We start from the raw sequence: 18157 nt of genomic DNA on the forward strand, positions 1-18157 counted from the left end.
TCTTTCGAAAATTTTTTCTGTGCTATCAGATGCTTGCGTCGATTAAAGCGGTACGCCCAGACGATTGGCGACTTCTTCGTAGGCTTCGATGACGTCACCGAGGCCCTGGCGGAAGCGGTCCTTGTCCATTTTCTTCTTGGTGGCCTTGTCCCACAGGCGGCAGCCGTCCGGGCTGAATTCGTCGCCCAGGACGATGGAGCCGTCGTGGAACACGCCGAATTCCAGTTTGAAGTCGACCAGCAGCAGGCCGGCGTCGTCGAACAGCTTGCTCAGGACTTCGTTGACCTTGAGCGACAGCTCTTTCATGCGCGCCAGTTGCTCGGCTGTGCCCCAACCGAAAGCCACGACGTGGGATTCATTGATGAACGGGTCGCCCTTGGCGTCGTCCTTCAGGAACAGTTCGAAGGTGTAAGGATTGAGCTTCAAGCCTTCTTCAACGCCCAGGCGCTTGACCAGGCTGCCGGCGGCGTAGTTACGCACGACGCACTCGACCGGGATCATGTCGAGCTTCTTCACCAGGCATTCGTTGTCGCCCAGCAGTTTGTCGAACTGGGTCGGCACGCCGGCAGCTTCGAGTTTCTGCATGATGAAGGCATTGAACTTGTTGTTCACCATGCCTTTGCGGTCGAGCTGTTCGATGCGCTTGCCGTCGAACGCCGAAGTGTCGTTGCGAAACAGCAGGATCAAGCGGTTGGCGTCGTCGGTCTTGTAAACCGATTTGGCTTTGCCGCGGTACAGTTCTTCACGTTTTTCCATGATGGGCTCCGCTTGCTAAGTAGGTGGGCTAGGCGATGTGTCGCCAGTCGAGCCCTGAATCTTGATCGGCCAGTTGCAGCCAGTCCGGGTCGCACCCGAGGGTGTCGACAAAACATTGCCGGGCCAGCCGCGGCAGGTTGTTCTTGCTGCTCAGATGGGCCAGGACCAGGTGTTGCAGGTCTTTCCAGCCCAACTCGGACACCAGGAATGCCGCCTGATGGTTGTTCAAATGTCCCAGCTCACCGCCCACCCGCTGCTTGAGAAAGTACGGGTAATGACCGCGAGCCAGCATGTCCCGGCAATGGTTGGCCTCGATCATCAATGCATCGAGGTCGCGATAGCCGTCCAGCACCTTGTCACAATACGAACCCAGGTCGGTCAACAGGCCGAAGCGCCGCTCACCGTCACTGAAAACGTATTGCGTCGGCTCCTGCGCATCGTGGGCCACGGCAATGACACCAATGCTCAAGTCGCCGATCTGCAGTTGTTCGCCACCAGCCAGGAAGCCCGCGGGCTCGACCGGTTTGCGCATCCCGCGCAGGGTCCCGCGACTGAGGTAGACAGGCAGATTGTAACGCCGAGACAGCAAACCCACGCCATGCACGTGGTCGGCATGTTCGTGGGTCACGAGTATCGCGCTCAGCTGCGCAGGGTCCACACCCAGGCGCAGCAAGCGTTTTTCGGTTTCCCGCAGGGAGAAACCACAATCCACCAGCACGTACGTATCAGCGCTGGCTATCAGCGTGCCATTCCCTTGGCTACCGCTGCCGAGAACGGCAAAACGCATGTGATCAGCCCAGGTTGTCCTGAATCACGCTCAACACTTTGCGCGCCACGTCAGCCGGCGCCACGGTGTTGATGTTCTTCTCCACGGTGACCTGGACGTTGTCGCCCACCTTGCTCAGGCGAACCTGATAGCGCTCGGCACGGGACTCGACTTCTTCCTTGCTCGGCGCACTGCCGAACAGGCTGCTGAAGAACCCGGGCTTGTCGTCTTTCTTCTCGGCTTTTTCAGCGAGGTTGATGTAGTACAGGCCCAGGCTGCGGTTGATGTCTTCAACACGCCATTCGCCCTGCTCCAGCGCACGACCGACGCTCGACCAGGCACGATCCAGGTCGGTACCGACGTTCAGCACCGGGTTGCCGCTGCCGTCTTCGCTGAGGCTGACGCGGCTTGGCGCGTCGAAATCGCGAGAGGCCAGCATGGAGACCGAACCGCCCTTCTCGGAAATGCGGCTCATGCTCGCCAGCATGTCGTCGACCAGTGCCGCGTCCAGGCCGGTGTTGACCGAGCGATTGGTGAAAGCGACATCGGCCGTGCTGCCTGCAGGACGCTCGGCACTGACCACGTAGACTTCGCTGGTGTTGCGCTGTACGCCCGGCTCGATGCGCACCCGCACACGGGTTTCGCTGTCGGTGCTGACACCGGCCGCGCTCAGGCGCTTGGCCATGGCGGCGGACAGTTCGTCGGAACGCTGCCAGGTGGTGGTGAATTCGCCGGTTTGCGGGCGCTGCTCGTCCAGGCGGAAACCGTTGTCCTGGAAGAACTGCACAGCCACGGGCCAGACTTCTGCCGCAGGGTTCTGCGCCAGGATCGAGCGCGTATCGCCGCTCTTTTGCAGGGAGTAGGCACTGGCGTCGGCTGCGGCCGACAACGGCTGCGGACGAGGCACGATGTATTCGCCCTTGGCGGTGTCATCGGCGACGTTGCGCGGAATCGGCAACAGCGGATCCAGGCGCTTGGCAGTGGTGACATCCGGCGGCAATTGCATGGGTGCAGTCTGTTGCGCTTCCAGGTAATCGCTACCACGGTCACGGAAATAACCTTCCGGGCCCCAGACCCATCCACAGCCACTGGTGCTGGAGATGATCAAGGCAAGTGCGGAAAGTCCGGCCATTCGCTTCATGCGTTGTACTTCCTCAATTAAACCAGGACGCCGGACTGGCGCATGGCCTGCCGCAGCGGTTCGTGACATTCAGCGCTGAGCCAGGTGAGCGGCAGACGGATACCGTCCGGCATCAGGCCCATCTCGTGCAGCGCCCATTTCACGGGAATTGGATTGGACTCGATAAACAGGGTTTTATTGAGTGGCATCAGCTTCTGGTGAATGGCACGCGCCTTCTCGGCTTCGCCGTTCAGTGCGGCAATGCACAGGTCGGCCATGTCACGCGGGGCGACGTTGGCCGTCACCGAAATGTTGCCCTTGCCGCCCAGCAGGATCAGCTCGACAGCGGTGGCGTCGTCACCGGAGATCACCAGGAAGTTGCTGTCGACACCGTCGATGATGGACTTGGCGCGCTGCAGGTCGCCGGTGGCTTCCTTGATACCGATGATGTTCTTGACGCTCGACAGGCGGATCACGGTCTCGGCCAGCATGTCGCAGGCGGTACGGCCTGGCACGTTGTAGAGGATCTGCGGGATGTCGACGGCTTCGGCGATCGCCTTGAAGTGCTGGTACAGGCCTTCCTGGGTCGGCTTGTTGTAGTACGGCGTGACCAGCAGGCAAGCATCGGCGCCCGCGGTCTTCGCATTGGTGGTCAGCTCGATCGCTTCGCGGGTCGAGTTGGCGCCGGTGCCGGCGATGACCGGAATGCGACCGTTGACCTGCTTGACTACGCGACGGATCACTTCGATGTGTTCGCTCACATCAAGGGTGGCCGATTCACCTGTGGTGCCGACCGCCACGATGGCGTGGGTGCCGTTTTGCAGGTGAAAGTCCACCAGTTTGCTCAGGCTATCCCAGTCGAGACGACCTTGTGCATCCATGGGTGTGACCAGTGCCACCATACTGCCCGCAATCATGCAACCGCTCCTGCCGGAAAAAGAGAGCCGTAATGGTACTGGCGCCAAGATGCTTGCACAAGCGAAGTACTGCGCTGCCGCCATTCCCCTTGGCGCCGCTTTTCGCTACCCTTCAGACTTTGATCGATACTGCTAAGCTCGTATTTCGGGTTCGCACCTCCATTTTCGACATCTCAAGCCCCCGATCCAGGGTTGCAACCCCCGCTCCTGCCGCTCTGGAGCCACGTTGCGACCTTGTGCCCGGGGCTTTGATGATTCGCATGCGCAGGTTCGCCCCCGGCAAAACCAGCCGATAGAAGTACCGACCGCTCATCGCTTTAGGAATGCTGCATGTCCACCCCCACAGTTCGCGAACAATTCCTTGTCATCAGTGCCCTCGGCGCCAACCCCATGGAGCTGACTAACGTGCTGTGCCGCGCCAGCCATGAAAACCGCTGTGCCGTGGTCACCTCCCGCCTGACGCGTCATGGCGAGTGCAGTGCGCTGGTCCTCGAAATCTCCGGCAGCTGGGACGCCCTGGCCCGCCTGGAAGGCAGCCTGCCTACCCTGGCAAAACGGCATGCCTTCACCGTCAACGTGGTACGCAGCGCCGCTCTGGAGAACCGTCCCCAGGCCCTGCCCTACGTGGCGTATGTCAGCTCTGCCTACCGCTCGGACATCATCAACGAGCTGTGCCAGTTCTTCATGGACCACAATGTCGAACTGGAAAACCTGACCTGCGACACCTATCAGGCCCCGCAGACTGGCGGCACCATGCTCAACGCCACGTTCACCGTGACCTTGCCGGCCGGCGTGCAGATCAGCTGGTTGCGCGATCAGTTCCTGGACTTCGCCGACGCGCTGAACCTCGATGCCCTGATCGAACCGTGGCGCCCACAGAACCCAATGTAAGGAAGCATTTCATGGCCGTTGCACTCGACCAACCGGTTGCCGACTTCGAAGCACCCGCCACCAGCGGGCAAACCGTGCGCCTGGCGGACCTCAAGGGCAAGCAGGTAGTGATCTACTTCTACCCCAAGGACAGCACGCCGGGGTGCACCACTCAAGGCCAGGGCTTTCGCGATCAGCTGGACGCCTTCAAGGCCGCCAACACCGAAGTGTTCGGCGTGTCCCGCGACAGCCTGAAGTCCCATGAAAACTTCAAGGCCAAGCAGGCCTTCACCTTCGAGCTGATCAGCGACAAGGAAGAAGCGCTCTGCCAGCTGTTTGATGTGATCAAGCTGAAAAAACTCTACGGCAAGGAATACATGGGCGTGGATCGCAGCACGTTCCTGATCGACAAGGACGGTGTGTTGCGCCAGGAATGGCGTGGCGTGAAGGTGCCGGGGCATGTGGATGCGGTTTTGGCGGCGGCTCAGGCATTGAATAAGGCCTGATTTCTTCGATACCTGGCCCGACGCCTTCGCCGGCAAGCCGGCTCCTACAAAGGTACGCGTGACCCATTGTAGGAGCTGGCTTGCCAGCGAATAGGCCCTCAAGGCCAGTATTTAAAGCAACGGCGCCACGATCGGTTCCTTGCGCGGCCACGCGTCCAGCACGGCCTTGAACAGCGTCGCCAGGGGAATCGCAAAGAACACCCCCCAGAAACCCCACAGCCCGCCAAACAGCAACACCGCGCAGATGATCGCCACCGGATGCAGGTTCACGGCTTCCGAGAACAACAGTGGCACCAGCACGTTGCCGTCCAGCGTCTGGATAATCCCGTAGACCGCCATCAAATAGATGAACTGATCGCTCCAGCCCCACTGGAACAGCGCAATCAGGAACACCGGCACGGTCACCACCACCGCCCCGACGTAGGGCACGACCACCGAGATGCCCACCAGCAAGGCCAGCAGTGCCGCATAGTTGAGTTCCAGGACGACAAAGGCGATGTAGGTCACCCCGCCGCAAATGAAAATCTCGATGACCTTGCCACGGATGTAGTTGGCGATCTGCCGGTTCATCTCATGGGCGACGCGGGTGATCAGCGCCCGCTCGCGAGGCAGGTAGCCGCGCACCCACTCGCCGATCATTTGCCGATCCTTGAGAAAGAAGAACACCAGGATCGGCACCAGCACCAGGTAGATCATGATGTTGACCAGCAACGGCAGGCTCGACAGCGAAAACGTCAGCGCCCATTGGCCGAACTTGCCGATCTCGCCCCGCGCCACTTCAATGGCCCGCAGCACCTGCTCGTCGGAGACCAGATGCGGATAGCGCTCCGGCAACAGCAGCAACAGGGTTTGCCACTTGGCGAGCATGCCGGGCAATTCGTTGAACAAAGTGATCAGTTGATGCCAGAGCAAAGGCACCACGACCACGATGAACACCAGCAGCAGCCCCATGAACAGGGCGAAGACCAGCCCCACCGCGACCCCGCCCGGCACGCGCACTCGCTCCAGGCTCACCACCAGGCCCTGCATCAGGTAGGCCAGCACCATCCCGGCCAGCACCGGCGCAAGCATGCCGCCCAGGGTCAGCACAGCGGTGAATGCCAGGAACAACAGGACCGCCAGAACCACGGCTTCTTCATCGGAGAAGTAGCGCTGAATCCAGTCGCGCAACACTTTGAACATCAATATTCCTTAGGAACGAACGCAGCAGGTTTCAGGCTTTTTTCAACCAGTAACGGTAAATGCCCGCTTCATCTTCTTCGTGAAGCAGCGTATGACCGGCCAATCGGGCAAAGGTGCGGAAATCACGCTGCGAACCCGCATCGGTGGCGATGACCTTGAGCACCGCGCCACTGGCCATCCGGTTGAGTTCCATCTTGGCCTTGAGCAACGGCAGCGGGCAATTGAGGCCACTGGCGTCGAGCTCAACATCATGGGCTACAGCGTCGATCATTGCATCACTCCGGTTCAGGGGGTTGAGTTGCCTAGAATATCTGGTCGCAAGGCTGGTGTCCGGCTACAGTAAGGTCTTTGTCGACTAAGGCTTTGTGCATGACTTTTTTGCGCCCCACCCTGCTGACGCTCGCTTGCCTGCTCGCCTCACCGGGCTTCGCCGACGACCTGCCGTCACTCGGTGACGCCAGTTCTGCCATCGTCTCACCGCAACAGGAGTACCAGTTGGGCCGCGCCTGGCTTGCCCTGTTGCGCAGCCAGGTAGCTCAGCTCAACGACCCGCAGCTCAAGGATTACGTCGAATCCAGCGTCTATCGCCTGGTGGAGACCAGCCAGGTCAATGACCGGCGCCTGGAGTTCATCCTGATCAACAGCCCACAGCTCAACGCGTTTGCGGCGCCCGGCGGGATTGTCGGGGTCAACGGTGGCCTGTTCCTCAATGCGCAGACCGAAGGCGAATATGCCTCGGTACTGGCTCACGAATTGGCTCACTTGTCGCAGCGCCACTTTGCCCGTGGTGTCGAAGCCCAACAGCGCATGCAGGTACCGATGATGGCCGCGCTGCTGGCCGGCATCGTGATTGCCGCGGCCGGTGCCGGCGATGCCGGTATTGCGGCGATTGCGGGCACGCAGGCGGCAGCCATCCAGGAACAGCGGCGGTTCTCACGCCAGAACGAACAGGAAGCCGACCGCATCGGTATCCTCAACCTGGAAAAGGCCGGTTACGACCCGCGCTCCATGCCAACCATGTTCGAACGCCTGGGGCGTCAGTACCGTTTCGACGCCAAGCCACCGGAATTCCTGCTGACTCACCCGGTGACCGAATCGCGGATCGCCGACACCCGCAACCGTGCCGAGCAGGCGCCAAAGGGCGGCATCGAAGACTCCCTGCGCTATCAGTTGATTCGTGCACGGGTTCAGTTGATCTATGAAGAAACCCCAGGCCTGGGCGCCAAGCGCTTCCGCGCCCTGCTGGATGAAAACCCAAAAAGCGATGTGGCGCGCTACGGCCTTGCGATTGCGCAGATCAAGGGCGGCCAACTGAACGAAGCACGGGAAAACCTCAAGCTGCTGCTGGCCAAGGCGCCGAACGAGATCATCTACAACCTCGCCCAGATTGACCTGGACATCACCAACAATCGCCTGCCGGATGCACAGTCCCGGGTTGACCGGATGCTGACGCAATACCCCGGCAACTATCCGCTGAACCAGGTACGTGTCGACCTGCTGCTGAAACAGAACCGCGCCGCCGATGCCGAGAAGGCACTCGAAGGCCTGCTCAAATCGCGCCCGGACGATCCGGACGTGTGGTATCAGGTGGCCGAAACCCGCGGGCTGTCAGGCAACATTATCGGCCTGCACCAGGCGCGTGCGGAGTATTTCGCGCTGGTGGGCGACTACCGCCAGGCCATCCAGCAACTGGATTTTGCCAAGCGCAAGGCCGGTACCAACTTCCCGCTGTCCTCGCGAATCGATGCCCGCCAGCGCGAGCTGATGGAGCAGGAACGCATGATCAAGGACATGATGGGCTGACAGGTCTCAGCGCAAAAAAAAACCGCCTCTTTCGAGGCGGTTTTTCATTCAGCCAACCAGCGGTTTATTCGGCCAGCTTGAAGGTGATGAAGCTCGCGCGGTTCTGGCGCAGCACGCGCATCGATACCGAGCGATTCTTCGGCAACGCCTTGGCGATGTCCGTGAACTCCTTGGCCGAACCGATCGCCTGATTGTTCAGATGGGTGATGATATCGCCCGGCTGCAAGCCGATCATCGACGCCGGACCGTCCTGGACTTCCTTGATCACCACGCCGCCCTTGAGGTCGTAGGTTTTCTTCTGTTCGTCTGTCAGTTCCACCACGGAGACGCCCAGGCGGTTGCTGCTGCGCTCGACGCTCGACTGCGCCAGGTCGTCCATCTCCTTGCCTTCTTCCGGGATAGCGCCAACCGTCAGCTCGACATTCTTGCGCTTGCCTTCGCGGATCACTTCCAGATTGGCCTTGGAGCCCGCCTTCAATGCGCCCACCAAGTGTGGCAGATCGGCGGACATGACGATCGGCTGGCCATTCATGGTCAGGATCACGTCGCCCACTTGCAGCCCACCCTTGGCAGCCGGGCCGTCATCCTGGATCTGGGCGACCAGCGCACCGGCCGGCTTGTCCAGGCCGAACGATTCGGCCAGGTCCTTGTTCACTTCCTGGATCACTACACCCAACCAGCCACGGCTGACCTTGCCACCGCTTTTCAGCTGGTTGGAAACGTCCATCGCCACGTCGATAGGGATCGCGAACGATACTCCCATGAAGCCGCCGGAACGGGTGTAGATCTGCGAGTTGATGCCGACCACCTCACCATTGAGGTTGAACAACGGCCCACCCGAGTTACCCGGGTTGATCGGCACGTCGGTCTGGATGAACGGCACGTAGTTTTCATTCGGCAGGCTGCGACCGACGGCGCTGACGATACCCTGGGTCACGGTATGGTCAAATCCGAACGGCGAGCCGATTGCCACGACCCACTGCCCGGCTTTCAGATCCTGGGACTTGCCCAGTTTCAGGACCGGAAGGTCCTTGGCGTCGACTTTCAGCAGCGCCACATCGGATCGCGGATCGGTGCCGATCAGCTTGGCTTTCATTTCACTGCGGTCGGACAGGCGCACGAGGATTTCGTCGGCATCGGCGATCACGTGGTTGTTGGTCAGGATGTAGCCGTCAGGCGAAATGATGAAACCCGAACCCAACGATTGCGCTTCGCGCTGACGGTCGCCACGGGGCGATCGCGGTTGTGGCGGCATGCCGCGCTCGAAAAACTCGCGCAGCATCGGCGGCAAGCCTTCGAGGTCTGGCATCTGCTGGCTTACTTTGCGATCCGGCAGCTTTTGCGTGGTACTGATGTTCACCACCGCAGGCGAGGCCTGTTCGACCAGTTGCGTGAAGTCAGGCAATTCGACCGCTTGTACAGCGACCGCCTGACCGAGCACCAGCACGGTGGCAAAAATGGAGAGGTAAGACTTCAAGCGTGGTATCGACATACGGCTCCCGTTACGACGAGCATGGTTAAGCGATATGGAGCAAGGAACACCGGGAACGATACGCCGGTATTTTTGTTCCGGGAACAACAAACAAGGCCAGAGCCGAGGGGCTCTGACCTATAAAAAATATTGGGGGGATTTGCAAATTGAAATGCTCACGAAACATTTCGATTTCACGTCACTGCTGGGTAGCAGTGGTGTCGGTGCGCATGGATAAGGCAATCCGCTCAGCGGTGCCGATCGGGATCTCACCTACCACAGTCACCACCATCTCGCCTTGCGGCGTGCTCAGGCGCCGGGAAACGGCAGCGGTGGGTCCGAGTTGAGTACGGGTGTCGGCGGCCCCGCCTCCACTCAAAGGCTCGAGGAACACTGAAAACCGCGCCAGGCCATCGTCATACATCAAGCTGTTGACCAGGGCCTTGGTCTCTGGATCCTTGCGGGCCGTACTGCTGGTCAGCTCGAAACCGGGTGGCAACCAGTCCGAATGCCAGACCCGTGCTTCCTTGACCGCCGAAGCCTTGTCGCTGTCGAGCTTCACCGGCTTGCAGTCGGCGCCCGGCTGCAGGTCACTGTCGCTCGGAAGTGCAACGGGGTCGAGGCGAGTGAACTGGAAGCGCTCCAGCAACCGCCCTTTGTCATCCAGCAGCAATGACTTGAGAGGCAGGCCGGTCTGTTGATCAAGATGCAGTTCAAAACCATAGCGGTGCTGGTCACGCGGCGTCAGCGAGACGATCACGGCCGGACGACCGGCCACGCGCGACTTGCCGATGACAGCAAGGTCATACCAATTCTTGAGCTTCTGGGGATCGAGTGCACGAGCTGCCGAGTTGGAGGAATCCCCCAGCCCTGCCATCAAGTTGCCGCTGACACACTGGGTCTGTCCATCAACGCGCACCACTTCCTGAGCGGACCCATCGAGCTGGATCAAACGCTCGCGGACCTGGCCATCCTGGACGCGGTGCCAGATGTTGTGGGTAGAAAAACTACCGTTACGCTCGTAGACGAAAGTACCTTGAAAGCTTTGCTGCTGCTCGGCCTGGCCCAGACGGGTCAACCAGTCTTGAGCCTGATCGGCGTGGGCTGGAACAACGAACCAGCCACTGAGCAATAGCGTAAGTAGAGGTATGGCGCGCATGATCCTCCTTAACGGTTTTCCAGGCTTGCTGCACGAGCGTAAGGCAGAGCGCTCTCAGTACCTTTCAGTGCAGCCTGTTGAGCATGTTGGCGCAAGTAGCCTGGCAGACGCTGATCGTTCCAGCCTGGTTGACCTTGCAATACGCCATTGGCCATGGGGCCCGTGGCTTCCGAACTCTCATTGTAGCCTGCCAAAACAGCCGGGCCCTTGACTTGTGGAACCGCCAGGCCTGGTTGAGTGGATTGCTGCGCCAGTTCGACGCCAGCGATCTCGTCCTGGTTGTACAGACGCACACCCGCCAGTACCGCCAGGGTCACCGAAGCGGCCACCGCCAGACGACCCAGGCTGCGCCATGGACCACGGGTAGCTTTTGCCGGTACGGCTTCGTCAGCCAATGCAGCAGAAACAGCCGCGGCAATATCAAGGCGTGGCAGCAGGAGATCCTTGTGCATCACCGCCCGAGCGATCTGATAACGAGCCCAGGTTTCACGGGTTTCAACATCGTCGCAGGCATTCAATACCCGACGCAATTCCAATTCGTCCGCTTCGTTATCCATCACTGCGGACAGCGATTCCTGCAGGGCTTCACGACTCATGGCGTTCCTCTCTTGGCTGTCGCCGCTGTCTTTAGTTTTCCTGCAACAACGGCTGCAGGGCTTTATCGATGGCCTCCCGGGCGCGGAAGATCCGGGAGCGCACGGTACCCACCGGACATTGCATGACGCTCGCGATGTCCTCGTAACTCAGACCATCAAATTCACGTAAAGTTAAAGCCGTACGTAAATCTTCTGGCAGTTGCTGAATGGTTCGATGGACGGTGCCTTCGATCTCATCCCGCAGCAAAGCCCGTTCTGGCGACTCGAGATCCTTGAGGCCATGATCGCCATCGTAGAACTCTGCATCCTCGGAACTGACATCGCTATCCGGCGGCCGACGGCCGCGTGAAACCAGATAGTTCTTCGCCGTGTTGATGGCGATGCGGTAAAGCCACGTATAGAACGCGCTGTCCCCGCGAAAATTACCAAGTGCGCGATAAGCCTTGATAAAGGCTTCCTGCGCTACATCCTGGGCTTCATGGGTGTCGTGCACGAATCGCACGATCAACCCGAGAATTTTGTGCTGATATTTCAGCACTAGCAGATCGAATGCGCGCTTGTCGCCGCGTTGAACGCGTTCGACCAGCTGCTGATCCTCTTCCTGGGTTAGCATGAACACTCCTCGATAAGCTCGGAGGAGGCTTGCATTACTAAACGACCGGGCTTGCAAACATAGACTCGGGCTTTTCGCAAAAGTTCTCCCCCTCCAGGCAAGTTTCCTGCGGGCTCTGATTCGGCACGCACGAAAAACGCAGCGCGAGATTCCCCGGCTGCGCGAATAATCTTGTCATCGGTTTGACCGGCATGGATCCAACCGCGATCCTGCGATGAAACCGACACTGTCCCTTGAATCAGGCAACCGTCTATTGATCTTGGGCCTTTGGCAAAAGTTCAAATATTTATAGTTGCGCAGAACCGACATTGTGCAACCCTGAAGCGAAAAAGAGTGTTAAATCCACGATACAGTTCGGTTGTCGCCGAAGCAGAGGATAAAACATCCGACGAAGCGTCAGCGGTTTTCCGTCACAGTAGTTTCACAATGCCATATCGGCTCGGCTATTGTGCCGCTCCCCCCCTCTATATACTAGTGGGCTGTGCGGCTGCCGGGCATGCCTGTCCAGATGTCTGGCGCCTACCCCGACCCGGGTCGCTTTGAGCGGAATCCTGAAATGAGCCAACAGTTTCAACACGATGTCCTGGTAATTGGCAGCGGTGCTGCCGGCTTGAGCCTTGCGCTGACCTTGCCCGGTCATTTGCGCATCGCCGTATTGAGTAAAGGCGACCTCGCCAATGGCTCGACGTTCTGGGCCCAGGGTGGGGTCGCCGCCGTGCTGGATGACACCGACACCGTCGAGTCCCACGTCGATGACACGCTTAACGCCGGCGGCGGGTTGTGTCATGAAGACGCCGTGCGCTTCACCGTCGAGCACAGCAAAGAGGCCATTCAATGGCTGATCGACCAGGGCGTACCGTTCACCCGTGATGAACAGTCCGGCACCGAAGACGGCGGATTCGAGTTCCACCTGACCCGTGAAGGCGGTCACAGCCATCGCCGCATCATCCATGCAGCCGATGCCACCGGCGCGGCGATTTTCCGAACCTTGCTCACCCAGGCCCAACAACGGCCCAACATCGAGTTGCTGGAGCAACGGGTCGCGGTCGACCTGATTACCGAAAAGCGCCTGGGCCTTGAAGGGGATCGTTGCCTGGGGGCCTACGTGCTCAATCGCAGCACCGGGGAAGTCGACACCTACGGCGCCCGCTTCGTGATCCTTGCCACCGGCGGTGCAGCCAAGGTCTACCTCTATACCAGCAACCCCGATGGCGCCTGTGGTGATGGCATCGCCATGGCCTGGCGCTCGGGCTGCCGGGTGGCGAACCTGGAGTTCAACCAGTTCCACCCCACCTGCCTGTATCATCCGCAAGCCAAGAGCTTCCTGATCACCGAAGCCCTGCGCGGAGAAGGTGCGCACCTGAAGCTGCCCAACGGCGAACGCTTCATGCAGCGCTTCGACCCCAGGGCCGAACTGGCGCCACGGGACATCGTCGCCCGGGCCATCGACCACGAGATGAAGCGACTGGGCGTCGACTGCGTGTACCTGGACATCAGCCACAAGTCCGAAGCGTTCATCAAGTCGCACTTCCCGACGATGTACGAACGCTGCCTCGAATTTTCCATCGACATTACCAAGCAGGCGATCCCGGTGGTTCCGGCGGCGCACTACACCTGTGGCGGCGTCATGGTCGATCAACGGGGTCGCACCGATGTGCCAGGGCTGTACGCGATCGGCGAAACCAGCTTCACCGGCCTGCACGGCGCCAACCGCATGGCCAGCAACTCGTTGCTGGAGTGCTTCGTCTACGCCCGCTCGGCCGCGACTGACATCCTGGAACAGTTGCCACAGGTGTCGGCACCGGTAGCCCTGCCCGCCTGGGACGCAAGCCAGGTGACCGATTCCGATGAAGACGTGATCATTGCCCACAACTGGGATGAGCTGCGGCGATTCATGTGGGACTACGTCGGTATCGTGCGCACGAGCAAGCGCCTGCAACGAGCCCAGCACCGGGTGCGATTGCTGCTCGACGAGATCGACGAGTTCTACAGCAACTACAAAGTGAGCAGAGACCTGATTGAGTTGAGGAACCTTGCTCAGGTAGCTGAACTGATGATCAGGTCTGCCATGGAACGCAAGGAATCTCGGGGTCTGCACTACACGCTGGACTATCCAGCAATGCTGCCAGAGGCGAAGGATACGATCCTTACCCCGACCAGATGAGGCACGTTAGGAGCCTTGAGCGTAGCACGCTGAGGACCCGTTTTGTAACAGCTTTGGGCCATCTTTGTCCCATCGCTGGGGTCCTTATCGCCTGCCCGTGAGGGTCCTTATCGCGCCCGCGAGGACCTGAGCGAGGGCACACGGGGGAAACTGAGCCCGTAGATGCAATGAGGTGGTCTCTCAGATTTTTCTTTCAGATTCTCGTTAAGGTCCCTTGAGGTGCCCGTACAGCCAAAAGGCCAGATGGACAGCCACACAGACCAGATAGGCAGCCTGTAAGGTGTCCATTGGGTTCTCCTTTATATAGTGGTGGACTCAGAAGTCCGGGGATGATGCCTTGAGGTTCTCCTTGAGTCGGGCCTTTGCATCCCGCTGGGCTTTGTCCTTACGGGCCTTCTCCTCGGCCACCTTGAGGTTGATCTTCTCGGTCTTGCTACGCAGCCAATCCAGACCACCCGGCTTCACTCGCCAGCCTTCACGATTACCAAAGTCCGATGAGACCTTCACGAAAGCGCCTGCCTCGAAGCCTGACTTAGGTGGTCGAGGCGAGCCTTCGCGGGTTCCAAAGTTGTCCACGGGGTACACAAAGACGCCCACGGAGACCAGAGCGTCCAGAGCGAGCCGGGGTTGCTGGATACCAGCCACACGACAAGCCTCAGTCCACGTCAGGCCAGCGCCTCGGGCTTTCATGTCGAGGGTCGAAGCCTTGGGCATGTTGGCGTCTAAGAGAGCGTCCTTATGGCGAAGCTCGCTGAGTGCGCTGTTACGCATGGCGACGAAGGCATCTACGACCATCAGGTAGAAACCTGTCGAGACCCACATGGCATAGGCAATTGCTCCAGACTCAGTGGCAAGGGTCCCGCCGTACCGGCCTGCCTTACTCCGCAAATTTCCGGAATTAGAAAGCTCAGTCTGAATTTCATTGCGCCACTCTGAGGGCTCCTTTGTCGGATCAAGGCTCAAGGTCTGATGGATCTCGTTGAGACTCCACAGTCCCTCAGCGTTGGGCTTGAAGGTGTGCCCCTCGATAACGATAGGCAGCAGGTCGGTTTGGTTGTGGTTCATATCCATTGTCTTGTTCCTCTTGTTTGCTCCCTCAAGTTCGCTCCCACGGTCCAGCGCAGAGACCCGACAAAGGTTCTGGACGGTGGCATGAAGAAGCAAACAGGAAGACTCTACGAATTGGTGATTGCCCAGCGACGGGCGAAGTGAGCTATGCAGAGTTTGCACAGGTGAAGCGATGCCCCTGCCGATCCCTCTCAGGGTCGGCCTTACGGGGCTTCTAAGGGATTTCCTTAGGTCAGCTTGATGTTGGTGATCATCGGGAAGGCCACATCCTCAGTCTGGAAACCATCAGCGGTCAGCTTCACCTTGACCTTGCCGTTAGCCACGATGTCCACGATTGCCATGATCTCGACGTCCCACGCTTGATGAGCACCGTTACGGGTCGCTTGGATCTTCCAGATATCGCCGTTACGGCCTTCGCGGTAACTCAGCGAGGTGAACATCTTAGGCAGCATGAACAGACCATAATCAGTGCCGCTGTAAGGTTGCACAGAGGCACCAATCAGGGCCTCAATATCCTCGACACCGGCACGCTGAGCAGCACGCTCAAGAACGGCCAGCAGGGTCGCAGGCAGCAGAACCACGAAGTCAGCCAGCGAGGTGCCCACAGTCTGGTTGATGTTCATGGTCAGGATGTCGATCAGGTCCTCAGCGATCTCTACAGGTTTGCCGGTTGGCATAACCACAGAGGCGCTCTCGGTGCTGATGGCGGTCGAAAGGATCTTAGCGATGCTCCCAGCGGCCTCATATTCGATGTCCCGCAACAGCTTCTCAGCGGTCTGGTTGAGAGACTGCTCAGTGAAGCCAGCCAACAAGGTGTGATCGAGGATGGTGAAGCGTTTGCTAATCAGCAGTGCCTCAGAGGTCGGCTCAGTGAAGATCACAGAACCAGCCAGGACGGGGCCCTTAGCGACCACCTCATTGTCCCAGTTCTTACGAGGGTCGAAGGTGACGGTGCGGTCAGCCATGGTGATGATCTGTTGACCACTGGCCTCAGTACCAGCCGGACGGAACTCGCAAGGGGTTCTCTCAGCAGCCGCTTGGCGCCATTCGTCACCATTGAGGTACTCATCGAGACCCTCTGTCAGGGCTTCCACGTAGACGGACACGTCGGTGGCCGCTTCGTTCTCAGCACGGATATCAGTAGTGTTGAAGCGAATCGACCCACTCGGGTAAGGACTGCCATCATCGACGATAGTGGTGTAGTGGCTCGATGGTTTGACGTATTGGTTAGGTTGTTTCATTGGAATGGTTCTCCTGAATTAGATAGTGGTTTGGTGTCGTGAGGTGCTGTTACCAGCCAGAGTTGCGAGAAGCAGCACGGATACGCGCACCGTGTTCCCGAGCTTGTGCCGCTCGTGCCTCCCTTTCGGCCTTCGCTTGGTTCAGCTCACGGGGCGACCATTCACGGAGTCGCTCAGCATGGGCATCGACTTCGCGTTGCTCACGGGCCTTCTTGACCTGCTCTTCATGCTTGGTCTGGAAGTAGGTCTGTGCGTCCTCTTGGATGGCCTTAAGGGACAGACCAGCTTCGTCGAAGGCTTTGATCACAGCGAACTTGGCGCCGTTGTTACGGCCACATTGGGCCATCAGCAAGGGCAACATGACGTTCTCAACGTATTCGCGTTTAAGGGGTTGGCCCGACACGGTTACTTCATCTTTCAGGACTTTGGTGATTGTGATGTTCATGAGTTTGGATCTCCTGTGAGGTGACCCATTCGTTCAGCCTTGGCGCCATAGACGCGCACGACAAGACGGCAAGGAGGGAGCCGCGTGGGCATCTTCCAAGGCTGACGAATAGGTTCTTGATGGGGTTGTGAGGCTAATGCTGGATCAGGACATGGCGAACCTGAGAGGCATCTTTGAGGACAACCGTGGCGACGGTCGTTGTTGCTGGTATGGCGAGGAGGACTACAGAATTATTTTGGGTTCTCTGGGTCTCTCTCAATAGTGAGGGGTTTTAAACGACACCTTGACGGGCACCCTAAAGCCTGAGCGATATTGGGTCAGTTCCCGTCAACGGGATCTTCAAGGGTGACGTGGCGATAGCCTGAAGGCAGACCCCTTGGGCGACCAGAGAGGACACTCGCTCGCCAGTCTTTGCGGAGCACTTTAAGGCGATCTCTTTGAGCATGGCATCAGTGTCGAAGGTGACGACCCCGGAACTGTAGTTTCTAAAGGATGCGCTCTGATTCTTCAGGACTCGACGAAGCTCAATCAATTGAGGTCGTGATGGTGCGGGGAAGACCAGCGACAAGATGGTGAGGTCAGCTTCAGTGAGCTGTGAAGTTGCTGGGCAGGTGATGAGAGCGGTCATGAGTTCTCCTTATAGATGCTCTTAAAGATTCCTCTTCGAGGAGGGGTGATTATCATCACTTCCCCTCTCCTCAATGAGCGGGTCGAAAGGGTTCTGTTATCTGGTCGATACCGTAGGTCGTTGAGGTCTCGTTGAGGTTTATTAAGTATGCGGCATTTAATCAAAGACGCTCTCAGCCCCCAGCGTCCTCAGATCATGGTGCAACTTTGCGAGGATCTCAGGGCTTGGTGGCTCAAGCTGGTCTTCCCAGTCGTTGGCGCGGGTGTCGGCCTTTAGGAAGCCGTAGCGCATCTCGTGGCTGAGGTCATCGGGGCGACTCTTAAGAAGGTATGGCATCGCCAGCTCAATGGCCTTCACGTAGCGCTGAGCCTGCCGAAGACCCAACCGGTATTGAGCCATGATGGTGGCCGCTGAGACGACCTCAAGTTCCGCAAGGATGGCTACAAGGCGCTTCACGGACAGAGGCTTGGATGAACCACCAGACCCGATAGACCGGTCATGCCAGTCAAGCCGAGCGATGCCCTCAAGGATGTCCATGGCGAAGATAGGATATTGGCCGTAGTCAGTGGTCGACCCGATGAAGCCGTGGAACAGGTTAGTGATGATCTTGGTTGGTCGGCCTCGTCCCCGCTTGGCGGTGGAGATGGCTTGGTGTTGAGAGGGGTTATAGCTGGTCATTGAAATGGTCCTCATGTTGTGTAGTGGCAACAGTGAGGGTTTTTAACGACAGCGGACTCTCAACCAGCAAACACGGGACATTGAGGCAACTGAGAGGTTTCTTCCGCGCCCATACATTAGATCGCTAAGGCCATGGCCCTGCGAGTCGCTCAGATTTCATATAGGGGCGCGGAG

The 18157-nt window shown here is 59.0% G+C and carries 19 protein-coding genes; 4 read left to right on the top strand and 15 right to left on the bottom strand.

Annotated elements, in window-relative coordinates:
* Positions 1–42 precede the first annotated feature (42 nt).
* The 4 genes from purC to dapA are packed head-to-tail and all read right to left on the bottom strand — an operon-like array spanning position 43 to position 3559.
* Entirely contained in the window at positions 43–756 is a 714-nt protein-coding gene (gene purC / locus HFK74_RS07925; RefSeq protein ID WP_008055992.1) for a phosphoribosylaminoimidazolesuccinocarboxamide synthase, read from the bottom strand.
* Between the two features lie 28 nt (positions 757–784).
* On the bottom strand, positions 785–1543 hold the full coding sequence (locus tag HFK74_RS07930; RefSeq protein ID WP_180203036.1) for an MBL fold metallo-hydrolase: 759 nt from the start codon (positions 1541–1543) through the stop codon (positions 785–787).
* Positions 1544–1547: 4 nt separating this feature from the next.
* Positions 1548–2663 carry an outer membrane protein assembly factor BamC gene (gene bamC, locus HFK74_RS07935; RefSeq protein WP_180203037.1) on the bottom strand — a complete coding sequence of 372 codons (1116 nt, stop codon included), beginning with the start codon at positions 2661–2663 and terminating at the stop codon, positions 1548–1550.
* Between the two features lie 17 nt (positions 2664–2680).
* The gene (dapA, locus tag HFK74_RS07940; protein WP_180203038.1) at positions 2681–3559 is read right to left on the bottom strand and encodes a 4-hydroxy-tetrahydrodipicolinate synthase; all 879 of its coding nucleotides are present in this window, start codon (positions 3557–3559) and stop codon (positions 2681–2683) included.
* Positions 3560–3889: 330 nt separating this feature from the next.
* On the opposite strand from dapA, the gene HFK74_RS07945 reads away from it, so the two are divergent.
* Together HFK74_RS07945 and HFK74_RS07950 are read left to right on the top strand one after the other, a co-directional pair.
* Positions 3890–4450 (top strand): glycine cleavage system protein R, encoded by a 561-nt coding sequence (locus HFK74_RS07945; RefSeq protein WP_008055980.1) that lies wholly within the window; start codon positions 3890–3892, stop codon positions 4448–4450.
* Positions 4451–4461: 11 nt separating this feature from the next.
* Complete coding sequence (locus HFK74_RS07950) at positions 4462–4935, top strand: peroxiredoxin (protein WP_008055978.1); 474 nt, start codon at positions 4462–4464, stop codon at positions 4933–4935.
* 111 nt (positions 4936–5046) lie between these two features.
* On the opposite strand, the gene HFK74_RS07955 is transcribed toward HFK74_RS07950, so the two are convergent.
* Together HFK74_RS07955 and HFK74_RS07960 are read right to left on the bottom strand one after the other, a co-directional pair.
* Positions 5047–6117, bottom strand: coding sequence for an AI-2E family transporter (locus tag HFK74_RS07955; RefSeq protein ID WP_008055976.1), 1071 nt, complete (start codon positions 6115–6117; stop codon positions 5047–5049).
* Positions 6118–6148: 31 nt separating this feature from the next.
* A complete protein-coding gene (locus tag HFK74_RS07960) occupies positions 6149–6388 on the bottom strand; it encodes a sulfurtransferase TusA family protein (protein WP_180203039.1) in 240 nt (79 codons plus the stop codon).
* A 98-nt stretch (positions 6389–6486) separates the two neighbouring features.
* On the opposite strand from HFK74_RS07960, the gene HFK74_RS07965 reads away from it, so the two are divergent.
* Positions 6487–7920 (top strand): M48 family metalloprotease, encoded by a 1434-nt coding sequence (locus HFK74_RS07965; RefSeq protein WP_180203040.1) that lies wholly within the window; start codon positions 6487–6489, stop codon positions 7918–7920.
* Between the two features lie 64 nt (positions 7921–7984).
* Here HFK74_RS07965 and HFK74_RS07970 read toward each other — a convergent pair whose 3' ends face one another.
* The 4 genes from HFK74_RS07970 to rpoE all read right to left on the bottom strand — a co-directional run bounded on the left by HFK74_RS07970 (position 7985) and on the right by rpoE (position 11759).
* Positions 7985–9412 carry a DegQ family serine endoprotease gene (locus tag HFK74_RS07970; protein WP_008055972.1) on the bottom strand — a complete coding sequence of 476 codons (1428 nt, stop codon included), beginning with the start codon at positions 9410–9412 and terminating at the stop codon, positions 7985–7987.
* A gap of 178 nt (positions 9413–9590) precedes the next feature.
* Positions 9591–10550, bottom strand: a complete 960-nt coding sequence (locus tag HFK74_RS07975) for a MucB/RseB C-terminal domain-containing protein (RefSeq protein WP_180203041.1) — start codon at positions 10548–10550, stop codon at positions 9591–9593.
* An 8-nt stretch (positions 10551–10558) separates the two neighbouring features.
* Positions 10559–11146 carry a sigma-E factor negative regulatory protein gene (locus tag HFK74_RS07980; protein WP_008055970.1) on the bottom strand — a complete coding sequence of 196 codons (588 nt, stop codon included), beginning with the start codon at positions 11144–11146 and terminating at the stop codon, positions 10559–10561.
* Positions 11147–11177: 31 nt separating this feature from the next.
* On the bottom strand, positions 11178–11759 hold the full coding sequence (rpoE, locus tag HFK74_RS07985) for an RNA polymerase sigma factor RpoE (protein ID WP_003172477.1): 582 nt from the start codon (positions 11757–11759) through the stop codon (positions 11178–11180).
* A gap of 556 nt (positions 11760–12315) precedes the next feature.
* Between rpoE and nadB the strand changes: the two genes are divergently transcribed.
* Positions 12316–13923: an L-aspartate oxidase gene (nadB, locus tag HFK74_RS07990; protein ID WP_180203042.1), complete on the top strand. Its 1608-nt coding sequence runs from the start codon at positions 12316–12318 to the stop codon at positions 13921–13923.
* Positions 13924–14238: 315 nt separating this feature from the next.
* On the opposite strand, the gene HFK74_RS07995 is transcribed toward nadB, so the two are convergent.
* From HFK74_RS07995 to HFK74_RS08015, 5 genes are all read right to left on the bottom strand, one after another.
* Positions 14239–14994 carry a KilA-N domain-containing protein gene (locus HFK74_RS07995; RefSeq protein ID WP_180203043.1) on the bottom strand — a complete coding sequence of 252 codons (756 nt, stop codon included), beginning with the start codon at positions 14992–14994 and terminating at the stop codon, positions 14239–14241.
* Positions 14995–15218: 224 nt separating this feature from the next.
* Positions 15219–16232, bottom strand: a complete 1014-nt coding sequence (locus HFK74_RS08000) for a hypothetical protein (protein ID WP_180203044.1) — start codon at positions 16230–16232, stop codon at positions 15219–15221.
* A gap of 49 nt (positions 16233–16281) precedes the next feature.
* Positions 16282–16677, bottom strand: coding sequence for a hypothetical protein (locus tag HFK74_RS08005; protein ID WP_180203045.1), 396 nt, complete (start codon positions 16675–16677; stop codon positions 16282–16284).
* A 295-nt stretch (positions 16678–16972) separates the two neighbouring features.
* On the bottom strand, positions 16973–17305 hold the full coding sequence (locus HFK74_RS08010) for a hypothetical protein (protein ID WP_180203046.1): 333 nt from the start codon (positions 17303–17305) through the stop codon (positions 16973–16975).
* A 156-nt stretch (positions 17306–17461) separates the two neighbouring features.
* Entirely contained in the window at positions 17462–17983 is a 522-nt protein-coding gene (locus HFK74_RS08015; RefSeq protein WP_180203047.1) for a hypothetical protein, read from the bottom strand.
* Between the last annotated feature and the right edge of the window lie 174 nt (positions 17984–18157).

The sequence above is a fragment of the Pseudomonas sp. SbOxS1 genome, from assembly GCF_013416725.1.
In the GTDB taxonomy this organism is placed as follows: Bacteria; Pseudomonadota; Gammaproteobacteria; order Pseudomonadales; family Pseudomonadaceae; genus Aquipseudomonas.